General features: G+C 65.5%; 6 protein-coding genes. All 6 read right to left on the reverse strand.

The genetic code is table 11. The annotated features are described in order from the left end of the window. Window positions 1–7: 7 nt before the first annotated feature. The 6 genes from AB0F44_RS24710 to AB0F44_RS24735 all read right to left on the reverse strand — a co-directional run bounded on the left by AB0F44_RS24710 (window position 8) and on the right by AB0F44_RS24735 (window position 18,067). Window positions 8–1,636: a hypothetical protein gene (locus tag AB0F44_RS24710; protein ID WP_357359312.1), complete on the reverse strand. Its 1,629-nt coding sequence runs from the start codon at window positions 1,634–1,636 to the stop codon at window positions 8–10. Between the two features lie 25 nt (window positions 1,637–1,661). Further along, complete coding sequence (locus tag AB0F44_RS24715; RefSeq protein ID WP_357359313.1) at window positions 1,662–2,282, reverse strand: hypothetical protein; 621 nt, start codon at window positions 2,280–2,282, stop codon at window positions 1,662–1,664. A 119-nt stretch (window positions 2,283–2,401) separates the two neighbouring features. Then, window positions 2,402–4,702 carry a hypothetical protein gene (locus AB0F44_RS24720; RefSeq protein ID WP_357359314.1) on the reverse strand — a complete coding sequence of 767 codons (2,301 nt, stop codon included), beginning with the start codon at window positions 4,700–4,702 and terminating at the stop codon, window positions 2,402–2,404. A gap of 281 nt (window positions 4,703–4,983) precedes the next feature. Beyond that, window positions 4,984–5,280: a hypothetical protein gene (locus tag AB0F44_RS24725; RefSeq protein ID WP_357359315.1), complete on the reverse strand. Its 297-nt coding sequence runs from the start codon at window positions 5,278–5,280 to the stop codon at window positions 4,984–4,986. Then, the gene (locus AB0F44_RS24730; RefSeq protein WP_357359316.1) at window positions 5,280–12,236 is read right to left on the reverse strand and encodes a polymorphic toxin type 50 domain-containing protein; all 6,957 of its coding nucleotides are present in this window, start codon (window positions 12,234–12,236) and stop codon (window positions 5,280–5,282) included. The genes AB0F44_RS24725 and AB0F44_RS24730 overlap by 1 nt, the downstream gene beginning before the upstream one ends. A gap of 230 nt (window positions 12,237–12,466) precedes the next feature. After that, entirely contained in the window at window positions 12,467–18,067 is a 5,601-nt protein-coding gene (locus tag AB0F44_RS24735) for a LamG-like jellyroll fold domain-containing protein (protein ID WP_357359317.1), read from the reverse strand. Window positions 18,068–18,081: the final 14 nt, after the last annotated feature.

Below are 18,081 nucleotides of genomic sequence, written 5' to 3' on the forward strand. Positions count from 1 at the left end.
TGCGACATCATCTGATCGTGACCGTCACCCAGTCGGAGCGGGAGATGTTGCCGAGCGGGTCCACTGCCTCGATCTTGTACTTCTGCGACGAGCCGCTGGCACGGCCGGTGTCGGTGAAGGTCATCGCGGTGTGCTTCCAGAACGGGGCCGAGACCTTCACGGTCTTGATCGGCGTGGAGTCGAGCGAGCCGCGGTAGAGCTTGTAGGTGACGGTCGCGTTGTCCTTGTCGGGGTTGCCCGGCCACTTCAGCGTGGCCTTGCCCGCGGAGGGTGAAGAGCCGGTCAGCGCCCATTTGGCGCCCTTCAGCGTCGGGCCGACCTTGTTGGGAGCGATGTCCTTGACGGCGAACCGCACCAGGCCCTGCTGCGCGACGCCGTTGACCTTCAGGAACTCACCGCCGTACAGCACGTAGCTGCCGTTGGCGGTCACGGTCCAGGTCGACTGCTTGGCGCTGGTGTAGGTGCCGTTGGTCCACTTGGGGTACCACTCCAGGAACTCCGGGCGCGGGGTGCCGGGATGGTCGGGGTAGCCGTACTTGTCGTCGGCGATGTTGGTGCCGCGTACGTCCTGGGTGGTGGCGGTGGCGTGGTACCACGCCCGCGGCTTGGTCTCCGGGAACCCACCGGAGGTGTCGCAGCCGTGCTTGTGGCTGGCCTGGTAGACGGTCTCGGCGGTCGGCCAGACGGCGTAGGTGTCGCCGTGGCAGTCCTCGAGCCAGGTCAGCTTGCCGGTTGCCCAGTCGGCCTTGAAGGAGCCCTCGGAGTTGCCGCCGCTGCCGTAGTCGTAGCCGGTGCCGTAGAAGCTGGTGCCGTCGGACTCCAGCGAGAGGATCGCGGCCTCGGCGCCGCCGTTGCGGATCTCGGAGTTGACCGGCAACGCCAGCGACTTGCCCGAGGAGACCTCGATCCGGGCCAGGCCGTAGCCCGGGTTGGAGGAGCCGTTGACGCTGGTGAACGCCCCGCCGATCACGATCTTGGTGCCGTCGGAGGAGGCCACGATGTCGTTGACGTTGCCGCCGGCGACCTTCGGGTTCATCGGCAGCAGGCCGGTGCCGGTGTCGCCGGGCTTGACGGCGGCCACCTTCGTACGCGCCGTCTTGTCGGCCGAGGTGAACACGCCGCCATAGAAGACCGCGCTCGACGTGGCCGCGACCGCGTTCGTGGTCGAGTTGAAGATCGGCCGGAAGCCGGTGGCCTTGCCGGTCGCGAGGTCGATCGCGGCGGCCCGGTAGCGGTTGACGCCGTCGACCTGGGTGAAGCCGCCCGCGACGTACAGCAGCTTCTTGTCGGGCGAGAGCGCCATGTCCTTGACCTGGCCGTTGAACTTCGGTGCGAACGTGGTGACCAGCTTCCCGGTCGAGAGCCGGTAGGCCAGCATGTTGGACCGGGCGGTCTCGCTGGTGCCGGCCGCGGCGCCCGCCGGCCGCGCCGAGGTGAAGTTGCCACCGACGTAGACGATGTCGCCGACGATCACCTGCTTCCAGGCGACGCCGTTGATCTGCACGGTGGGAAGTACGTCGGCAGCGACCGTCTTCGGCAGGTCGGGATCGCTCGGCGCGGTGTCCGCGGATGCGGAGGTCGTCGTCAAGGTCAGGCTCGTTGCCGCGAGCAACAGAACAGCCAGGATCGGCTTCATCACATCTCTCATCGTGGGGGGAGGGTTATCGCTGGGGACGGCCCTTGAAGACCACCACGTCGGCGCCGTTGCCAAGATCGAGCTCGACGCGTACGGGGCGGGCTTCCTCGGGGATCTGGAAGACGTAGACACCCTTGGCGGATTCGCCGTCCCCGACCGAGGCCGGGAACGGCACCTCGCCGTCGGAGGCGACGCTCACCGCTGGGGTGCGCTCAGGCCCGTAGTAGGCGTTGACCACACCGAGCGCCAGGTCGAGCTTCTTTCCGGTCTGGTTCTTCACCTTCACCGTGATCGCGAGCGCCGGACCGCCGATCTCGCCAGGCAGGCTCGCCGTGGCCTGGACCGAGTCGATCCTGGCCAGCCGCGCCGTCACGCCCGGGGCCGAGGTCGCCTCGGCCTTCAGACCGACCGCGCGGTTGTCGCCCGACGGCTTTCCCGGCTCCGACTCTTCCGACTCGGAGGACTCGGACTCCTTCTCCGACGGGGTCGCCGTCGAGGAGGGTGCGGCGGCCGCCGTCGAGTCCGACCCTGCGTCGGCCGGGCCGGACGGATTGCGCACGATGAGCACGGCCGCGACGCTCACGAGGACGACGGCAGCGACGGCTGCCGCGACGTACATCCTCGAGCGCGGGACTTGACTGAGCATGGGGGATCTTCCGCGGGCGGGTCGGACAAAGACATCGATTCAAAGACGTTGGATTAAAGCCCAACCCGGACGCCCGTGGGGGGATCCTGACGCCTACTCCCCAAGATCGGGTATGCCTCCTACGGCTCGATGACCTTCAGGTCGTCGTAGCCGACCAGGACCGGCGTGGTGCCGATCGTCGAGGCGCCGAAGCTGCGCAGCATCACTCCGCCGAGGATCTGGTTGGCGAGGGTCGAGTCGGTGAGCTCGTACGTCCAGCCCGACGGCTCCGCGGAACCGGCCGGCCACACCTTGGTGCGCACGGTCGCCGGTGCGGTGCCGGTGACCTGGAGGCGTACCTTCAGCCGGTCGCCGGGCGCGACGCTCAGGCCCGGGACGACGTTGGCGCCGACGACCGGGGTGCCGCTGCGTACGAGATGGACGCCGACGGTGCCGTCCGGGTTGAACCGGAGCCGCGAGGCGTAGTGGTTGGTGCCGGAGACACGGGCGCCGAGGATCGACCAGACGTAGCCCGCGTCCGGGAGGCGGGAGGCGCCGACGCTGACGGTGGCGTCGACGTCACCGGCCGAGACCTCCTCGAGCCGGGACTCGGTCGTCCCACTCGGGGTGACCGAGTGCCAACCGCGGCCCTCGGAGACCGAGAAGTTGCCGGCGGTGCCGGTGGTGCGGGTCCAGGTGCCACCGGTCTCGGCCGTGCCCCAGCCGCTCGCCTCGGCACGTCCGAAGGTGTCCGCGGCGACGACGCCCTCGGCCGGAGGTGCCGGCTCGCCGGCGACGTCGACGGTGATCCACTCGGTGGGCGACTGGTTGCCGAAGGCGTCCTCGGCGACGACACGGTAGCTCTGGGTGGTGCCCGGCGGCGCCGCGGTGTCGAGGAAGCTCTGCGTGGTCTGCTTCCAGAACGCCGCGGTGACGGGCTTGGTGTGGATCGGGGCGACATCGGTCGAACCGCGGTAGACCTTGTAGGTCACGGTCGCGTTGTCCATGTCGGCGTTGCCGGGCCAGGTCAGCTTGACCTGTCCGTCGGCCGGCGAGGTCGCGGTGAGCCCGAACTCCGCGCCGGACATGGCCGGACCGACGTCGTTGGGGGCGATCGTGTTGACCGCGAACCGCGCCAGACCCTGCTGGGCGATCCCGTTGATCTTGAGGAACTCGCCGCCGTAGACGACGTAGGCGGCGTTGGCCGTCACCGTCCAGGGCGCCTGGTTGGCACCGGTGAAGGTGCCGGGGGTCCACTTCGGGTACCACTCCAGAAACTCCGGACGCGGGGTGCCGGGGTGGTCGGGGTAACCGTAGATGTCGCGGGTGTTGGTGCCGCGTACGTCCTGGGTGACCGCAGTGGAGTGCTGGAAGCTGCGCGGGTTGGTCTCCGGGAACCCGCCGGAGTTGCCGCAGTAGTGCTTGTGGCTGGCCTGGTAGACCACGTCGGCGGTCGGCCAGATCGAGTAGGTGTCGCCGTGGCAGTCCTCGAGCCAGGTCAGCTTGCCGGTGGCCCAGTCGGCCTTGAAGGAGCCCTCGACGTTGCCGCCGCTGCCGTAGTGGTAGCCGGTGCCGTAGAAGCTGGTGCCGTCGCTCTCCAGGGAGAGGATCGCGGAGTTGGATCCACCGTTGCGGACCTCGGAGTTGACCGGGAGCGCCATCGAGGCGCCGGTCGCGACCTTGATCCGGGCCAGGCCGTAGCCGGGGTTGGAGAGGCCGTTGACCCGGGTGAAGTTGCCCGCGATCACGATGTCGGCGCCGTCGGGCGAGACCACGATGTCCTGCACGGAACCGTTGGAGACCGTCGGGTTCATCGGCAGCTGCTGGGTGCCGGTGTCGCCCGGCCGGACGGCGGCCAGCTTCGTACGCGCGGTGTTGTCGGCCGAGGTGAACACGCCGCCGTAGAAGACCGCGTCGGCGGTCGCCGCGACCGCGTTGGTGGTCGAGTTGAAGATCGGGCGGAAGCTGGCCAGCGCGCCGGTGGCCAGGTTGATCGCGGCGCCGCGGTAGCGGTTCACCCCGTTGACCTGCGTGAAGCTGCCGGCGACGTAGAGCAGCGTCTTGTCGGGCGAGAGCGCCATGTCCTTGACCTGGCCGTTGAAGCTCGGCGCGAAGCCGGGGATCAGCTCGCCGGTCGAGAGCCGGTAGGCGAGCATGTTGGACCGCGGCGTCTCATCGGAGCCGGCCGCGGCGCCCGCCGGACGGGCCGAGCTGAAGTTGCCACCGACATAGACGATGTCGCCGACGATCACCTGCTTCCAGGCGACCCCGTTGATCTGCACCGTCGGGAGTACGTCGGCCGAGACCGTCTCCGGCAGCTCCGGGTCGATCGGAGCCGTGTCCGCCGTCGCCCCTCCCGACATGACCAGGCTGCTCACCCCGAGAACAGCTGCGACTGCACCCGCCGCCAGCAGACGCCAGTTGTCGTGAATCCGCGTCATCATCCATCCCTGCACAAGGCGGCCACCTCGGCCGCGACACGGCAGTGTCGCGGACATGCGCGGTGTTCCTCCCGTTAATCGGCCCCCCATCCCCTGAATCGGGTATACCTTGGACCAAGAAGTCCCCGCACAACTGCGCGGTATTAACTCCCGCATCGTCCCTGGCCGACACCGAGGTCACGATCTTCTCAATCGTGACCACCCCGATGCACAGTCACGAAGACAGCGGTGCCCCCTGAGGCGGCGGCCCTCCGAGTATCACCAGCTAAATCGCACTGATGTCACGACTCCTTGCGGAGGTAGACCCACTCCTCGCTCTGTTCTAGGTCGCGCGGCAATGAGTTCGGGACCCATGATGCGGTGAAGGAGACCGCCACGTCGTTCCGGACGTCGGCCATCATGGCCGTCTCCGCCTCTGAAATGTTTTCAAGGTCCTCATCTGTCGGTTCGTTCTCCAGCAGAAACCGCGCCTCGACGCGGACCGGGGCAATCCGAATTGCCACGCCACGGAGGTTCGGCGTCACGAGGTCCCAAAGGGCTCGCTGCATCGAAAGAAGGACACTGACCCTGAAGTCCATCAGCCCAATCCGTTCGGTCGCGCAGGAACTGCGTGTACGCCGTTCTTACTGTAATGAAGGACCGCAACGGTGGTCGGCGTGAGTTCGCCCGTGCCGCGGTCAGCGTACTTTCCGATGACCTCGCCGTAATCGACGCGTTCCTTTGACCCCGGCTCTCCCACCGGCGCCTTACCCAACTGGGTCCCCGTGCCAGCTTTCCGAGCAAGGACACGTGGGTCCTCCGTCGTGGTGCTGCGTCCCGGCAGGAAGTTTGGATGCCCTGGGAAGTGCTTCTCCTGCTTGTTCCAGTCGACAGAGGAGAGATCACAGGCGTCGTTGTTGGTGTTGTGAACGAGGATGTCGCCGACACCGACGTGGTAGGTGTGGATCCCATCAACCGTCAGGTTGTAAGCCGTCAGATCACCGGCCCAAACATTCACCGCTGTGATCTGGACCCGCGTTCCCGCCCTGGTCTGGAGCAGATCCCCAACCGCGAGATCGATTGCTGGCACCCACGCTCCCGGCCCCCTGTTGTCGACCCAGAACGGGTGATTGTCCGTCGCGTCGATCCAGCGGCCGTCCGCGGTCTGCACCGACGCCATCGTGTGTGGGCCCGAATGCCGGATCAAGTTGGTCACCGGGCGCGGACCTTCCACCCCAGTCACCGGGTTCGTCGCCCACACCCGGTCACCGATGCGTACATCCCGGATCGGGATCCGTCGCCCGTCAGCCAAGAGCACTAGAGTGTCACCGGTGAACGAGTTGCAGCCTGGCGAGTACTTCGACCGCATCGTGGCTAGCAGCTTGCTGGCCGCCTTTTGCTGTCCGATGAACTCAGCAGCAGCCTTCCCGATCTTGTAGAGCGCCTTACCAGCCTTGAATGCCTTGCCCCACGGGATACTCCCGAGCACCAGACCAACGCAGGCCTTGTAGTCCTTGTCCAGACACGAGACCAGGTCGTTGTAGCCGATGAAGTCCTTCAGGACCTCCCAGCCCACCTTGAGAGCAACCTCGCCGATCGAACGGTTCAGGGTCGCCTTTGCTTCTTCGGCTGCTTCGAGCTCTTCTCTGGTCGGGCCGGTCTGCTCGCCGGAGACGTTCTTCGTCCCTCCCTTGGTGCCCTTGGCACCATCCGGGTCGGTGTCTCGGCCTGGGGTACCTGGCGTGTTGTGCCAGTCACCGTCGTCGTCGCTGTCGTACCAGGTGATCTGGTTGCCGTCGTAGCCGCATGATCCAGCGGAGCCACCTGCATCTGACGCGCAGGTGGGGCCCAGCCCGGTCGGATCAGACCAGGTCAACGGATTGTTGTTGGCGTAAACGTAACCCAGCGCCTGGGATGAGTCAGCGGTGTACAGGAGTGGATCGACCGAGATGAACCTGCCGATTCCGGCGTCGTATTGCCGCGCACCGACCGAGGTCAACCCGGTGTTGTCGTCGACCTGCATGTTCAAGAACCCGCGGCTGGTCGGCCAGGCGTCGGTTTCCTCGTCCGGGTCCGCCCCCGTGATCGTCGCTCGGTCTTCACCGAACGGGGTCATGTAGCGCCGCGTCGCAGTAAGGCTGGCGGCGTCGAGGCTGGTTTGGGCTGTTCCGTGAGCGTCTGGGATCTGGAAGTCCAGCGAACCGTCACTGTGACGGACCGCGACCTGACCAACCGGAGTGTCATAGTGACGCGCCGCCGAGGTGACCCACGGACTGGCCGTCTTGTCGACGGTGATCTCGAGGCCGAAGGCCATCAGGGTCTTCTCGGACGGCGAGTCTTTGACCAGAAGGGTGCCGTCGGCACCGTAGACGTACGTCGTCGCCTTATCCGGGCCGTCGCCCTTGACCGTGAGCGAAGCGAGGTTGCCTTCGCTGTTCCAGGTCAGATCCTGGGTGGTGCCTGCAACCGCACCTGGACGAGCGGTCGTGTTGCCGGCGTCGTCCACGTCATAGGGGCTGGTCTCGATGGCCTCGCCAGTGGCAGTGTTAGTGCGGGTGACCGCAGTCGGGAAGTTCGCGTGCGCTGATCCCGCCGCCGGGTAGGTGTAGGTGTCGGTCACCTCGCTGGCCGGAGTCGTCGTTCCGACCGCGGGCAGGTAGCTGGTCTGTGTCTTGCGCAGGCCGCTGCCTGTGTAGGTCCAGGACTGGCGGTAAGGCGACGGTCCGCCGAGCAGTGCCGTGGCCGGGTCGGTCTCACAGTTTGCGTCGGCAGGCGTCCATGCAACGGCGAGACGCTGGTGATCGTCGTAGGTGTAGCACTGAGCGTCACCGTTGGCGCGGTCGTGGTCTTTGGTCGGGTTCCCCGCCGGGTCGTAGGTGTAATGGTGGTCTGAGACGACGGTCTCGGACAGGCTTGTGGTTGCGAGTGTCCGAGTCAGTCGACCAGTGGCTTCCTGGTAGCTGTTGGACAGGTATAGCGACTGGCCGGGGCCTTGACCGAGGTGGATGACCGATGGCTGGTTCCAGCCGTCGTAGTCGATGTCCTGGACGATCCAGTTCGTCCCGCCCATCGTGATCGGGTTGCCGAGCTCGTCGTAGGTGTAGTCGACGGCCTCCTTGGCGAGCACGCTGGTGGTGCCGACGGTGACGCCGGGGACGTAGTCGATCGACACGGACTGGTCGACGTTGTATTGGACCTGATGCAAAAGCGACGCGGGGAGCCCGTTGTCGAGGCTGGTGAGCGTCTCGTCGCCGGTGGCGGCGCCTGTGACGGTGAAGTTCTCGGACGAGACGTTGTACGCGGTGTTGTAGCTCGCAATGGTGTGGGTGAACTTCGCGCCGCTCTGGCCGCCCACATAGCGACTGGTCGAGCTCGGGAGGCCCTTCATCGGGGTGTCGTAGGTCCACGACGTCAACATCTTCGTGGCGTCGGCGGTCGTGCCGTCATAATGGGCAGTGGACCGGTTGAGCTGGTCGTAGATCGTGGAGGTTGCTCTGCCACGTGCGTCGGTCGTCGAGGCGAGGAGGTCGTTCTCGGTGTAGGTGAACCTGGTGGTGCCGGCCTCGGGGTCAGACTGGGAGATCTTGCGGCCCCTGAGGTCGTAGTCCCACTCGAACTCGCCCGCGGGTGAGTGCATGGCGACCGTCTGCCCGGCCAGGTCGTAGTCGTACGTCGTGGTCAGGTCCCGGGCATCGGTGGAGCCGTGCTCGACGTGCTTGATCTGCTGACCGCGGATATCGGTGTATCCGGTCGTCGTGGGTGCCCCTTGAGGCGGGTCGACAGTTGCCTTGTCGACACCGGCATATGTGAGGTTGGTCGACCAGAGCTCGTCGGTGTGGCTGTACTCGGTCACCTTGGTCGGTCGGGCAAGGCCGTCGAAGCCGGTCTTGACCGAGTGCGAGGCCGTCCCTAGAAGGACGTCGGCCATGGTGTCGGTCGGGGTGCCGGTGGTGAAGAGCCGGTCATAGGACCGGTCAGCGTTGCCGAGAGCGTCGTAGAGGACACCGGTGATCAGGCGCCCGCCGGGTGATGCGGTCTGGGTCTGGCGGGGCCGGAGGAGGGAGTCGTAGATCTCAGTGCTGACCCGGTAGCCGTCGCCGAGCCGGTTCAACGTGCTGGTGGTGACCGCGATCGGTTCGGTGGGGCTGATCTTGTAGCTGTACTTGACCGACGGGGTGGCGGAGGCGGACCGGTTGGTCTTCCACAAGGACACCGTCCGGCCGAGAGCGTCGTAGGCGGCGGAGGTGTTCTTGCTGTTCGGGTCCGTGATCTTCACCGCCATCGAACGCTCCGGCGTGTACGAGGTGGTCGTCTTGAACGCCTTGCCGGTCGAGTCCTGCGTCTGCGCGACGCTCGCGAGCGTCCCGTCAGCGGTGTGGGTGTAGACGGTTGTATCGGTACTGGTCGCGCCGTTGCCTGCCGGCACCTTCACGCTGACCTGGCGTCCGTACGCGTCGAAGGTGCTGGTCGCGGTGGTCTGGAAGACCGGCGCCGGCGTGGTGTTGAACGACTTCACACGGTCCGTCTCGGTGGGCAGGCCTTTGGTGGGGGCTTGGCCCTGGGTGCCGCCGTCATAACGGGTGCGGGTGTGGGAGATCGTGTTGGCCTCGGACGGATTCAGAGCGGTAACGCCACAGGCGCCCTTGGAGGTGACCTGGCGAGACGCGAACCCGACCATCCAAGCCGCATCGACTGTCCGGGTGCCGACATACTCGGTCGCGGTACAGGTTTGGTCGGTCGAGACCGCGGTATCGCCGAGGTCAGAGACCCGGGTCACAACGCCAGTGGTGTTGTCGTGGCTGTAGTCGATCTGCCGGGTGCGGTAACCGCCAGCCGAAGACGCCTGCCTTGTCAGAGTGGTGGCTGTGCCGGTGAACGCGGCCGAGTTCAGACCGCTGCCGGCGGTGACGTGGACCCAGGGCTGGTTGATCGTGCTCGTGTGCAGCGCGCCTCCGGCGCCGGTCAGCGTCTTGGTCTCCAGGGCGGTCCCAGCCAAGTGGCTGTTGTCGGCATGAGAGACACCCGTCGAGTCGGCGACGGTGACGTTCTTGGTGCCCCCGTCAGCGTTGGCTCGATCGCCATCCATGCCTCGGAAATAGGTCGCGACCGATTGAGTTTGGGTGTCGGTGATATCAGGGTCACCGGTCGTGGTCCGGACTGTTTCGTAGCCACGCCACTGTGACCAGGTGCGGTACTTCTCCGGGACGAGCCGGGAGTTGTTGTAGGCCCATGCGGCGCCACCTTCGTAGTTGTAGAAGGTGGTGATCGGGTCACCGTCACCGGTGCGGTCGATCTGGTCGACCTGGGTCACGACGTACTTGTGGAACCAGTCGGTGCGCTCCTGGGTCACCCCTTCGGGGGTCCACTTCACCGGGTAGCAGCGCCGCGCGTTCGACTCGGCTGCAGCGGGCAGGTCACCAGGAGTGCAGTTCGGGTCGCTGTAGAACACCGAGGTGTGGGCACCGGTCTCGGTGGTGATGCCCTGGAGCCGGTAGCGAGTGAGCGGGGAGATCCCGTCAGCGGCGGTGTTGACGCGGTTGTCGTGACTGGACCAGCTGAACGTGGTCGGAGGGAGCGTGATGTCAGCGCCGTCGCCGGCCTTGCCAGTGCGGGTGATCTTGCTCAGCCACAGCACGCTTTCCTGCTGGTTGTCGGGATTGACCCAGGTGTAGTCGAATGCCCACTCATCCACCGGCGTGTAGGCGCCTCCAACGCGGGCATGTGCCGTAACGGTGTTCAACCGGTGGCGGGTGAAGTAGGTGGGCGAGACCTTGCCGGTGCATTCCGCGCCTGCGGCGCAGAGCTGGTCGTACGGGGTGTCGGGCCAGTTCGACTGGGTGTAGGTCTCACATCCGGTCGTCGCCAAGCAGCGGGTGGCGTAGTTGAGCGCGACTCGATAGGGCGGGGTGTCGTTGGTGGTGCCGCCGTCGGCGCCGTTGCGCAGGCCGTAGTCGACCTGGGTCAGGCGTCCACCTCGGGTGTACTCGGTCGGGGTGGTGTTGTTGCGGCGGTAATGGTTGACGTCTTCGGCGTACCGGTAGGCGGTGCCGTTGCCGGACGTGTCGACGACATAGTCGAGGTTCCACCGCCAAGCCTGCTTCGCACAGAAGCTCTCCGAGCCCGACGAGGCGTCGTAGCAGGGCTCGCCCTCGTTGTTGCCGTAGACCGGCGTCGTCCACACCGAGTTCGTTGGCTCGGTTTGACCAGGAACCCGGGAACGACCGAAGTAGAGCCGGGTGCCGTCGGGGCGAGTGACTTCCCAGTATTCGTTGTTGTTGTCGGGGTTTGCTGCTGCCAACGTGGCGTTGCTCTCCACGCGCGTATTCGTGGAGTCCGCAGCGGTCGCGATGCGCCGGACCCGGGTGCCGTCATCGTTGGTGAGCTTCCACGTGCCGTCTCCAGCCTTGACCAACTCCCCGCCGGCGCCCGCCATCGCGAGGGTGGCGTTGTCGCTCTTCCAGCACATGTCGGCCTTGTTGTCGCGGCCGTCGGTGTCACACACCAGGTAGGAGCGCTCGATGAAGGCCTGAGACAGGTCGAAGCCCTCCCCCAGCACCGAGGACTGGTTGTTGGTGGTCGAGGTCATCCCATCGACCGTCTGTGAGGAGTACTCCACCGCCAGCGACGGCGCTGACCCTGCTGCCGGTGCCGTCAACGTGAACGGGTGGGACCAAGAGAATCCACCCGATGAGCCTCCAACCGACCACGACGAGGAAGCCGCGAGAGGGGTGGCGCCGAAGTCACCAGAGCCGGTCGCAGATGCGCTCGTCGCGGCGAACAGCACTACGCCCGAATCGGTAAAGCCGGCCTCCGGGACCTCTGCGGTGATCGACTTGGTCTTGGTGTCGCGGTCTGCGCCCAAGGTCGTGAAGTCCTGGCAGGCCTGTTTCTCCGGAGTCGTCAGGACGCACTCGGGATACAGCCGAGGTGAGACCCGGCCAGCCCAGTCGGCACCATGGGCGGCTTCGATCGCGGTGTAGTCCAACCGCACCTCGACCGAAGCGGCCTTGATCGACTTCTTACTCGACTTGTCGGAACTGGCTGCAGCCTCCGCGCCTTGCTGTTGCGCCGTCGTGGGGGCAAGGCGAACCGCGACACCATCGACGCCTGCCTTTGCGGACTCAGCATGTGCGACGACCTCGGCTTTCAGGTCCGTCCAATCAGGTCCGGCGGAGACCTCGACCGGGCCGAGGTCCGCCGAGACGGAGTCGGCGCCACTGTCACTACTCGCCGCAGCGCTGGCGTGGTCGGACGCCGTTGTGGCTGGCGCCGCGAGCTTGGCAGCCTTCGCCGCCGGCCAGGTGACCTTCTCTTTCCCGGCTCCTCGGGCGCGGACGACGTCTGCCTGCTGCTTCTTTGTCAGGCCGGACTTCTTGACCGGTTGGTGGTCGGTGACCTTGACCGGCTTGGTCGCCTCCAGCTTCGGCTTGTCGAACCCTGCTGGCGCTGCTGCGGCCGGCAGGGTCAACGTGACGCACAGGCTCGCGGCGAGACCCGTGATCGCGAGCCCGACACCCCCACGCCGCCGCGCCTTACCGCGACCGACGTGACGCATCAGCGAAACGCCGATCCGGTAACTGACGCTGTGTCGTTGGGTTGCGGATTTTTCGCCGTCGGGTCGGTTGCTGAATGCCATGCGTGGGGTCCTTCCGAGATCAAGCCAAGCGAGCAGAAAAGGAGGGCTGATGGGGCGAACGTTCTTCGGGCTGGTTCAGGGCTGGGTCTTCCCGTGGTCGCTCGCCCCTTCGACGAGCGACCACTGCGGGAGCCACGGCGCAGTCCGGGTTAGCCGGCGCCCTCCTGGTTTGGCGCGGCAGCGGGTGCGGTGTTCCACGTACCCGCGATCTCAGCGACCTCAGTGGCCGAAGCAGCCCGCGCATACAAACCTGCGTGAGCAAACGACGCCGGCGGGGCAGGGAAGGAGACACCTCCGCCAGCACCGGGGTCGCCGCCGATCATGATCTTCCGTGCGACCTCGGCCGGCGGCGTCAACGCACCCGTCGCCGCAGTCTCCGCAACCCGCGTCCCGTTGACGTACAACGCCAGCGTGGCCCCGTCCCACACCGCGGCGACGTGATACCAACGATTCGAGACAGCCGGAGCATCCGCCGGCATCGCAGCCCTCCGATAGGCGCCACCGATATATGCCGCCGCACGGATCACAGAACCTTCGACAGAGATCCCGAAGCCGCCGTTCTCCTTGCTCGAGCACAGGTCACGCTGACTGCTGACCGGCAACGTCGTCTCGATCCGGAACACACACTCGAAGGTGAACCCACCTGCAAGAGCAGGCCACGGGTTATCCGCGAAGGACACCGCATCGTCGACACCATCGACCCGCATCACGCGCATCGGACCGCCATCTGAGACCTGGTCATCGGTCCAATACGTGGGCGCACCCCAAACCTGAGCCGGTAGGCCCTGGGCGTGCTCGTTCGGTGTATCGCCGGCGAAGTCGACATCAAGCTTCTTCGTGGTCTCGAGCGGAGGAACGACCGGAGCATCCGGCGTCTCCCACTTCCCCGCGATCTCAGCGACCTCAGTGGCCGAGGCAGCCCGCGCATACAAACCTGCGTGAGCAAACGACGCCGGCGGGGCAGGGAAGGAGACTCCTCCGCCAGCACCGGGGTCGCCGCCGATCATGATCTTCCGTGCGACCTCGGCCGGCGGCGTCAACGGGCCCGTCGCCGCAGTCTCCGCAACCCGCGTCCCGTTGACGTACAACGCCAGCGTGGTGCCGTCCCACACCGAAGCCACGTGATACCAGCGATTCGAGACAGCCGGAGCATCCGCCGGCATCGCAGCCCTCCGGTAAGTCCCACCGATATGTGCCGCCGCGCGGATCTCAGAGCCTTCAACAGAGATCGAGAACCCGCCGTTCTCCTTGCTCGAGCACAGGTCACGCTGACTGCTGACCGGCAACGTCGTCTCGATCCGGAACACACACTCGAAGGTGAACCCAGAGGACAGCTCGGCCCACGGATCGCTCTCGAAGGAGACCGCGTCGTCGACACCATCGACCCGCATCACCTGCGTCGGCCCTTCGGAAATGATCGTCTCGTCGGTCCAATAAGCCGGTGTGCCCCAGAGCCTTGGCTCAAGTGACTGAGCGCGTTCGTTCGGAACGCTTCCAGCGAAGTCGACGTCGAGCTGCTTAGTCGCCTCGAGCGGAGCCACCACCGCATCGGCAGGAGGCGGCGTCTTCCAACTCGCAGCCATCGTGGTTGCCTCAGAGGCCGACACGCCCCGCGAATACACCGCTACGTGCGCGAACGACGCCGGTGGGGACGGGAACTGAACAGCGTTGTTGGGCGCGGAGTCGCCACCAATCACGAAGCTTCTAGCCGTCGTGGCCGGTGCACCCAGAGCACCCCCCGCAGCCGTCTCCCCGACCCGGACCCCGTTGACGTAGAACACCAAGGTCGTGCCGTCCCACACCGACAGGGCGTGATACCAGCGGTCGGACTCTGCAGGCGTGGACACGATCTGGTAGGCGCCACCGATATAGGCGCTGGTGCGCAGCTCGGAGCCCTGGACATAGATCCCGAACCCGCCGGTTTCCTTGTTCGAGCACAGGTCCCGCTCGCTGGAGACTGGCAGGGTCGTCTCGATCTTGAAGACGCACTCCATCGTGAACCCACCACTCATCTGCGCCCAGGGGTCAACCGCGAACGAGATCGCGTCACTGACACCATCAACCTGCATCACGCTGGTCGGCCCCGCAGAGGACACCGTCCCGTCGGTGCCGAAGCCGGGTGCACCCGAGATCCGTGCCGCCAGACCTGCAACTCGCTCGTTGATCACACCATCAGCGAAGTCGACATCGAGGACCTTCGCGGTATCAAGCGGCGGGATGACCGGGGCCTCAAAGGGAGGCGTGACTCCGTCCTCTCCCTTCTCGATAGCGTCGGCAGTCAAAGCACCGGCGAACAGCTTGATCCGGGCGATATCACCCTCGAACGGTGCTTGGGTTCCTCCCAAGGACTGATTGACGGTGCCGTTCCCGAGGCTGAACGCACCTCGAGCCTGCCAAGGAGTTGTGAACGCGTCCTCGGCCCGTGGCGAGAACTCGCTGCCGTCATCATCGGCGAACGCCTGACCGTTGAGATAGAGCTTGATGACGTTGTTCGTCGCGTCGTATACCGCGGTCACCGCGTTGAAGTCATTGAGCGAGTCCACATTCAGTCGGACCTCGGACACGCCAGCCGAAGCCGAATCAGAGGCAGCCATCCGGAAGTAGAACTGCATGACCCCGTCGTCGGTTGGTCGGAATCCCAGCGTCCACGCCGCGGTGTTCGCACTCGCCTGCTGAGCAATCACAGCCGCATGGCTGGCATCGGGAATCCGTACCAACGCGCCGACAGTGAACGAGGTCGAAGATGCCACCGGAGACCAGGTCATCTTGACCTGTTGTCCCGCTTCACCAGGCAATGTCAAGGCCGGAACCGTCGCAGCACCATCAAGCGCGCCGGCCAGATAGGCAGACCCCGCGCCAGAAACCGAGAGCTTGGACCCGAAGGAACGGTCCGTGATCACCCCAGACGCCGAGGTGTCGGCGGCCATGTCCCAGTCCGCTACGGTCGAGGTCTCCTCACGCGTCTCAGAATCAAGCTTGAGCCGCGCGTCCACATCGGGCGCACCGATCGCGATATCCCAGATCCCGACCTGGTCCACCATCCCGTTCACGCACCCAGGCGCAGGGAGCGCCGAGTTACCGCAGCCCAACTGCCAACCGGTGACAGTCTCTGCGGCTGTTGTATATACGACCGTTCCGTTCTTCACGCCGTTGACGTACAGCGTCACCGTCTTCGTCGAAGCCTGATAGGTCGCCGCCAGATGCGCCCATTGGCCGACATCCGCGACTGCGCTCGAGGATGCGTACCGTGTCTCCGTGCTACCGCGCCGGCCCGCCACCCACTTCCGTGAACTGGAGTCAAAGCCGAGTTCGAACGCGTCTCCCGTTGCGGACTTGCCCGCAACCAGCGTCGCTGACTCGGACGTCGACACGCGAACCCACGCTGCCACCGAGAAGTCCTGCGTCGTGCTCACACCAGCAACCGTCGTCGTTGACGGGGCTCCACCAGTGAATCTCAGTCCGTCATCGGCGCGGCCAAAGTTGCTGATCGTCGCGCCACCCAACGTCAACGTTCCGGTCGATGGGTCACGACCCGTGTTCGCGCCACGCGCAGCCTCGTTGTCGAAGGTCCAGTCCGCTACAGGTGCGTTCGCTGCGACGTAGAACTCATACGTTTTCGCCGCGCCACCAAAGCCCGCTTCATCAAAGGCCTGGGCCTGGATCTTTCGCAAGCCCGTCTTCTTCGGCGTAAACGAGAACGTCTTCGCGGCACCGCCTGTGGTAGTGACCGTCGTCTTGGACGTCGGCTCACCCGACGCCGGTCCGACGACCCACCACTGGTACTTCACCACGTCAGAATCTGGTGCATCGACCGTGAAAGTGCCCGTGCCCCCCACACGAGTGCCGGTGTGCGGACACGTCGATGGCGACGCCTCAGCGGCGCACTCAGGGAAGTTGCTGCTCGTCAGAGTCGGTGCCTTCGGAGCCGAGGTGTCCACCCGGAAGTAACACCAGCCGGCAGTCGACTTCGACTCCAGGTACGACGACTTCGCAGAATTCAAATAGACGCGGGCACGCGAATAGATCCGATACTTGTGCCCGTTCGACACCGTCCTCGCAACCCACGAGATCTCACCCGATTCCTTACCCGTGGACGCGACCTGAGATGCCGTGCCGCCGGTGCCGGTGTTCTCAATTCGGAACGCCCCATACAGCTTGTCAGTCGCCGACCGGATCGACACCTTCGCACCCAACTGGATGTCGGTCGACGTCACGATTGCCGGATCTGTCGAGCTGCCACACGCTACGGACCCCGAAGAATCCTTCAAGTACGTCGTGGAGGTGTTCGGGTACGGCATGTAGCTGATCTCGAGATGTGCGCCGTCATCATCGAACTGCTTCCACGCGTACTTGTTCGACTCGTCCCTCCCCCGAATCATGAACGTGCCCGACGAAACGCCCTGGTCCGCGATGTTCTGCATCCCGTACTTCACGTTCCAGCCGACCCAGTTCGAACCGGATCCACACCCGGCATACGAATACCTAGTGTCCTGCAGCGCACCACGTGCCGGCTGCCGATCCCACGTCGTCGCTGTGCCGATCGGATCTGTGCGGTACACATCGGTCGGGTGCTCCGCGCACTGCGCCGCGTGGACCTGCTTGACGTTCATCGCCGCCGACAGGACACGGGTTCCCTTCAGCGCGGAAGTGATCGGGAAGCGGAAGTAGGAACGGACCTTCTTGTTCTGCTCCCAACCCTCATATCCTGCACCCAGCGAGTGCTCGGTCTGCCAGAACGACTTCGTCGGGTAGTTGGACCACACTGCGGTCCAACCGTTCCGTGCCGGCTGAGAAGACGCCGGGTCGATGACCACCGGCAGTGTCGTTTTCTTAGAGGCCAGCAACGACACGTCCGGCTTCAGCACCATCTCCGTGGCCGACGCCACCGCATCAAACACAGCGACCTGATCAGACGGGGCCGGACCATCCGTGGCCTCCTCACCCGAGTCCCGAGCGACCTCACCACCTTTGGCATCCCACATCATCGGCGTGCCTGACCACACCACCCGACGGCCATCGTCGTCCACAAACGCCGTGCCACCAGCTGACGCCTTCGGCTTCAAGCCATTCAACCGCAACGGAATCCGCAACTCCGCCAACTTCGGAGACTTCGCCGCCGCACGGGTGTTCACCACAAAGAAGTACGAGAATCCCGCTGACTTCGCCTCGACCACCATGTCGACGCCGGGGATCACATCGACATAGGTAGCGGCCGGACCATCCACCGATGGCTCCGGCAGGTCAAACGGCGCGAGCAGCTCATACGCCGCACGGTCGCCCTCAGAGCCCTTTGCTCGGAACGGGGCGTACGACGCAACGACCGACCCCTTCGCGCCACCGTCAGAGACGACGACAGTGCCATTGACCGATGCAGCCTTCAACATCCCATCCGGACCGTCAACAAGGTCCGTCTCGATGTCGACCCAGTCGCCATCGCCACCCTCACGAACCCTCACGGGCTCCAACGACACCACCGCCCGCAACGGACCCTCAGGCGTCGCCGTCACCAAGGTGTTTTCGGTCGTCAACGAATCGACTGTCGTAGGCTCACCCGACTTTGCCGCCAACGCCATCGCCTGCGCGATCGAGCCGGCGGCCAAGCCATCTTTCGCGGACAGTGACCGCGCCTGAGCCGAAGACGGTGTGAACACCACCGCAAGTGCGAACAGACCCGCGACCAGCGTCAGCACCAACGTGCCAGCAGTTGCGCGGAGGAAGGACGACAGGACAAAACCGAGAACCCGGGACATTGCGGCGCCTCCAA

It is taken from the genome of Nocardioides sp. NPDC023903 (assembly GCF_040639295.1).
Taxonomy (GTDB): Bacteria; Actinomycetota; Actinomycetes; order Propionibacteriales; family Nocardioidaceae; genus Nocardioides.

Excerpts from the sequence above, each read along its gene's own strand:
- AB0F44_RS24720 (WP_357359314.1), bottom strand. The coding sequence starts at position 4,702 with ATGACGCGGATTCACGACAACTGGCGTCTGCTGGCGGCGGGTGCAGTC.
- AB0F44_RS24710 (WP_357359312.1), bottom strand. The coding sequence starts at position 1,636 with ATGAAGCCGATCCTGGCTGTTCTGTTGCTCGCGGCAACGAGCCTGACC.
- AB0F44_RS24715 (WP_357359313.1), bottom strand. The coding sequence starts at position 2,282 with ATGCTCAGTCAAGTCCCGCGCTCGAGGATGTACGTCGCGGCAGCCGTC.
- AB0F44_RS24725 (WP_357359315.1), bottom strand. The coding sequence starts at position 5,280 with ATGGACTTCAGGGTCAGTGTCCTTCTTTCGATGCAGCGAGCCCTTTGG.
- AB0F44_RS24730 (WP_357359316.1), bottom strand. The coding sequence starts at position 12,236 with ATGCGTCACGTCGGTCGCGGTAAGGCGCGGCGGCGTGGGGGTGTCGGG.
- AB0F44_RS24735 (WP_357359317.1), bottom strand. The coding sequence starts at position 18,067 with ATGTCCCGGGTTCTCGGTTTTGTCCTGTCGTCCTTCCTCCGCGCAACT.